This is a genomic window from Acidimicrobiia bacterium, from assembly GCA_018057765.1.
In the GTDB taxonomy this organism is placed as follows: domain Bacteria; phylum Actinomycetota; class Acidimicrobiia; order IMCC26256; family JAGPDB01; genus JAGPDB01.
Window position 1 is genome coordinate 1 of the sequence record JAGPDB010000047.1, and the last position, 4,394, is coordinate 4,394.

Annotated in this window: 6 protein-coding genes; 4 read left to right on the forward strand and 2 right to left on the reverse strand. The window is 36.9% G+C overall.

Annotated elements, in window-relative coordinates:
- A partial coding sequence (locus KBF89_08810; protein ID MBP9116421.1) for a GNAT family N-acetyltransferase occupies positions 1-431 on the forward strand: 431 nt, incomplete at its 5' end.
- 14 nt (positions 432-445) lie between these two features.
- Here the strand turns inward: KBF89_08810 and KBF89_08815 are convergent.
- Complete coding sequence (locus KBF89_08815; GenBank protein ID MBP9116422.1) at positions 446-931, reverse strand: prolyl-tRNA synthetase associated domain-containing protein; 486 nt, start codon at positions 929-931, stop codon at positions 446-448.
- 77 nt (positions 932-1,008) lie between these two features.
- On the opposite strand from KBF89_08815, the gene KBF89_08820 reads away from it, so the two are divergent.
- Positions 1,009-1,818, forward strand: coding sequence for a hypothetical protein (locus KBF89_08820; protein MBP9116423.1), 810 nt, complete (start codon positions 1,009-1,011; stop codon positions 1,816-1,818).
- Between the two features lie 23 nt (positions 1,819-1,841).
- Here the strand turns inward: KBF89_08820 and KBF89_08825 are convergent, their stop codons facing one another.
- The gene (locus tag KBF89_08825) at positions 1,842-2,411 is read right to left on the reverse strand and encodes a hypothetical protein (GenBank protein ID MBP9116424.1); all 570 of its coding nucleotides are present in this window, start codon (positions 2,409-2,411) and stop codon (positions 1,842-1,844) included.
- A 122-nt stretch (positions 2,412-2,533) separates the two neighbouring features.
- On the opposite strand from KBF89_08825, the gene KBF89_08830 reads away from it, so the two are divergent.
- Positions 2,534-3,271 carry a cyclase family protein gene (locus KBF89_08830; protein MBP9116425.1) on the forward strand — a complete coding sequence of 246 codons (738 nt, stop codon included), beginning with the start codon at positions 2,534-2,536 and terminating at the stop codon, positions 3,269-3,271.
- Positions 3,272-3,388: 117 nt separating this feature from the next.
- On the forward strand, positions 3,389-4,147 hold the full coding sequence (locus tag KBF89_08835; protein MBP9116426.1) for a hypothetical protein: 759 nt from the start codon (positions 3,389-3,391) through the stop codon (positions 4,145-4,147).
- The last annotated feature ends 247 nt before the right edge of the window (positions 4,148-4,394 follow it).

The window sequence follows — 4,394 nt, forward strand, 5'->3', positions numbered from 1 at the left end:
ACATTATTGGGATGAAATCAGATTCAGCAAAGATGCCTTTTGCAGTCGTATCTCGTGTGACTAATGAAATTGTTGGTTCTACAAGTTTTTATGACTATGCACCCGCACAAAAGAGAATTGAACTCGGGAGTACTTTTTATTCTCGTGATGTATGGGGAAGTGCAGTTAATCCTTCATGTAAATTATTGTTATGTTCGTATGCTTTTGATCAATTAGATGTCAATAGACTCGCATTTCGTTGTGATTCTCGTAACGAACGCAGTGCTGGTGCTATCAAAAAGTTGGGTGCAGTTTATGAAGGCACATTGCGGAGCCATCGAATTGCTGGTGACGGTTCAATAGGCGACACTATGTATTTCTCTATGTTGAAAGAGGAATGGCCTCGAAAGCGAAAAAAACTCGAAGAAAGAATTGCGTTGTATTTAGATTAAAAAAATATTTCTACTTATTCAGATAGATCAACAATATGGGGTCTATGACCGCAAGCGACAACAATTTTTTCTAATGACTGTCCATTGAAAAAGATAGAAGCTGTATTGTCATTGGGGTGAAATCCAATTTGGACAGCTCCTAAAATATTGCTGTCTAAAACAACTTCCATTTCTTTTGCGTTTTCATTTAACAAACCAAAAACAGATACCGAACCTGGAGTTACTCCAAGTTTTTCCATCAACATTTCGGGTTTGGCAAATGACAAACTTTTTGTTTCAAGTAAAGTCGCAATTCTCTTAGTATTGAGTCTTGTAAGCCCGTGCATAACAACCATAATGTAACGACCAGCTTTGTCATAAAGAACCAGGTTTTTTGTTGGACATTTATCATCCATGTGTTCCATAGATTCAGATACAGTAAATACTGCCGGATGGTCGATCCAACTATATTCAATTTCTAGTTCAGTTAGTAAATCAAGTACCTTATCTTTAAATTCCATGGTTTTAGCTTACCTGTCTTTTCTAAATATTGGGCTATTTCATTAAATTTAAGGAAGTTACTAGCCGAAGATAAAGTATGGTAAACACGGAAAATCCAGGAGTTATTATTTTTGACGATGATAAATCTCATATATTAACTTTCGACATTTACGGGTTGAGTGATGATTCCAAAACTGAACTTATAAGACTCGCCAGTGAACTTTCAAATGGCTTTGTCGATTCTATACATTTTATTTATGAATCACCTGGAAAACCAAGACTGAACACGATCAAATGGCTCGAAGACGATATTAGAAAATGTTTGAAAGAAGCAAAACTTATTGATTTAGATAATGTAATGACGCGAGTTTCAGATCACACATTCTCAGGGCTACATCAAGATTTAAAATTACAAAATAAAACAAATCCCGTGATCCGGTACCATAAAAATACAGGTACAACAGGTAAACCAAATATTCCCGATGGTGTGAACGCGACTGATTTCGAACCATATTTTTTAATAGGCAGACCTATTGATGGAAATGTTATGGGTAGACCAACAGGAGATATGGAGATCGAGAAATTCAAGCCAACAGTTGCTATCAGTCAGCAACAGCCTACATGGACACTTTTCAGGCTTCTTGGAGATGGAACACCACAAAACCCATCTTTGGCACATTGTGTCATCCCGCGTAAATCTCTGGAACTAAGTATGAGTACAGATGCAGTATTTTCTGGTCTTGACGATGGCACTCAAACTGTAAGTGTTGGTGATGAAACAGCAGTAGTCACAGCTAGAGAACTAAACAAAACGCTTTCTGATAACAGTGGTAATCAATTTGGAGCACCAAGGGATTTCGCTGTTCAAGACTTTACTCAAACTGATGGTGGGGGTATTGGTCTTTAGCAACTCTGCTCACACTGGATTAACTATCGATCAATAATTCCTAGATCAACTGCACGGTCTATCTGCTCATTTAATTTAGGTAAAACAGTAGGATCAACTGGCGCAAGTAAAATATTTGTTGCTACTGGATCAACTTCATAGTCTTTACTTCCATTAGTAGGCATTGATACTGTACCGTTGGAGTTAAGTTTTCCATTACCCATACTAATTAATAACAAAGCTCCTTGAAAGAAATTTAAAATACGGGGGTCATTGTAGAAATCATATTTTCTCGAATCGTCGAAACCTTCAATAACATCGGCTAAAGCATTAGCTAATGTTGTTGTTTTCAATTCATCACCTGGTATTACTTTCAATTCATCACCTGGTATTACTTTTGGTACATCATCTATTATTTCTTTTGGAATCGTTACTCCGGTTATGCGACCGATCCCGATTAGCAATATTCTGGCCACTTCTGGTTCTATCTTTTGTAGGCTAAAGCTAAATCTATGGTGGCCTTCTGTTAATGCTTCCAGCACGGGTACAACATCAGGATCTGAAATTTTTTGGGCAAGTTGGGTAGTTAAAGAGATTATATCTGTATTTTGCATATAACAATTATAGAAGTCAATATAAGGGTGCGCAATAGGCCATTTTTGTAGTGTGTAAAATTCGTACTTACAAAATTTAAGAGAACAACTTTAATAAGTATTTCAATCAGGTAACATTAAATATGGCAGAAAACCTATGGGACATAGCAAAGATGCTCACTTCAAAAAAGCATGTCGACCTTACACATACTTTTGAACCAGGTATTCCACATGCGGATGATATGCCGAATGAGAAGTCTAGAAAACTTTATGATTTTGATGATGACGGTTTTCAGGCTCATGAGTATTTAATCACTGGACAGTGGGGAACACATTGTGATCCTCCAATTCATTTTATTGAAAACGGGCGTACGATCGATCAGATCACAACTCAGGAAATGATTGCCCCATTAGTAATTTTCGATGTTCGTGAAAAATGTATTGAAAATCCCGATTATGCATTGAGCCTTGATGATATACATGAGTGGGAATTAAATAATGGAAATATTCCACACGGTGCATTTACGGCTCTTTGCACAGGATGGTCATCACGCTGGCCTGACCTTAATTCGTATAAAAATATAGATGAAAATGGAATTTCTCATACACCAGGTTGGTCTCCTCAAGCACTTGAGTTTTTATGCGATGAACGGTCTATTGTTGGGTGTGGCCATGAAACTCTAGATACAGATCCTGGAATTGTCGTGGCAAGGGATAAATTTCCTGCAGAAATAATGATTCTTAATAAGGATAGATACCAAATTGAAGCTATGACAAAGTTAGATCAAGTCCCACAAACAGGAGCCATGGTTATTGCCACATTTCCAAAACCTAAAAATGGATCAGGTTTTCCTGCACGCGTATTTGCGATTTTGCCATAGTGATAACTAATTCAAGTTTTTTTATAAACATATTTATGAAATAATGAGACTGGTTTCTAAACCAAGCTAGACAACAATGCGCCCAAACAAGTAAAATATGTTTTCGAAAGGATTCGTATGTCACTTGGATTTGAGCAGATGGGATCAATCAAGGGTAAACCGAACGCCGAAGGTAGAATTGTTTCTGACGGTCATGTTCTTCCTCCGCAACAAGTTGGATTTAATTCAATAGTGCAGTCTGTTGCAATTTTTAATCCTGGTTGGCATTTGAATGTGCCTTTTTCTGACTATAAAATAATTTTAAGTAGGTTTGAAGATGGTATGACTATACGAATCAGCGATGACATTGTTGATTATGGCTATGAAGGTCCTGGTATTCCACAAGAGTTATTGGAATTTATTGATAAGGATAGATATACATTGCTACCCTATGTTAGAGATCCTTTGCGTTCTTTAATTTTGAACATTATTGATTTTGAGGCATTATTGCGAAATTCTCACCAGTCGGATAATGCACTATTAGACATGAAGTTAAATCCTAGAAATCGCATAACGTATATTACTTATAGGTCAGAAACTATTCAACCCACACAAGTTGGAGATGAACAACGACTCGCATACCATATTGACCCATTAGCAATTCTGGGAACATTTACTTCGAATATTCCAACCTTAGGATTAAGGGGCGATGTCACAGATACTGAAGTAGATAGGCGTACAAAATTAGTTTTGGAAGATATCCCAGGTGGAGAGATTTTATCTCCAGAGCCATATGGAACACTTGTATGTGATGGGGAAACCTCATTTCATTCAAGACCAATAATTGAAGTTAGTGAACCAGCTACCAGACACACGCTTGATTTAGTTCGATTGTAAAAGGGGCTAAACTTTCTTATAGTTTGATGCAATAAATTATTTATTTTTCCTTGCTTTTGTAGTGTTTATTTGATAAAATGCATACATATGTACGAGAATATAGATAGTGCGGTTTTAACCGAGAAGTTGCGTTGCGATATAGGTTTGTTGCGTGAGTTTTTGTCTGAACCTGCACGTTCTAATTCTGTTTTTGTTGATTCGGGTTTGGTGAAATCTTTGGTTGAGTTGCGTGATTCTTTAGACGGTG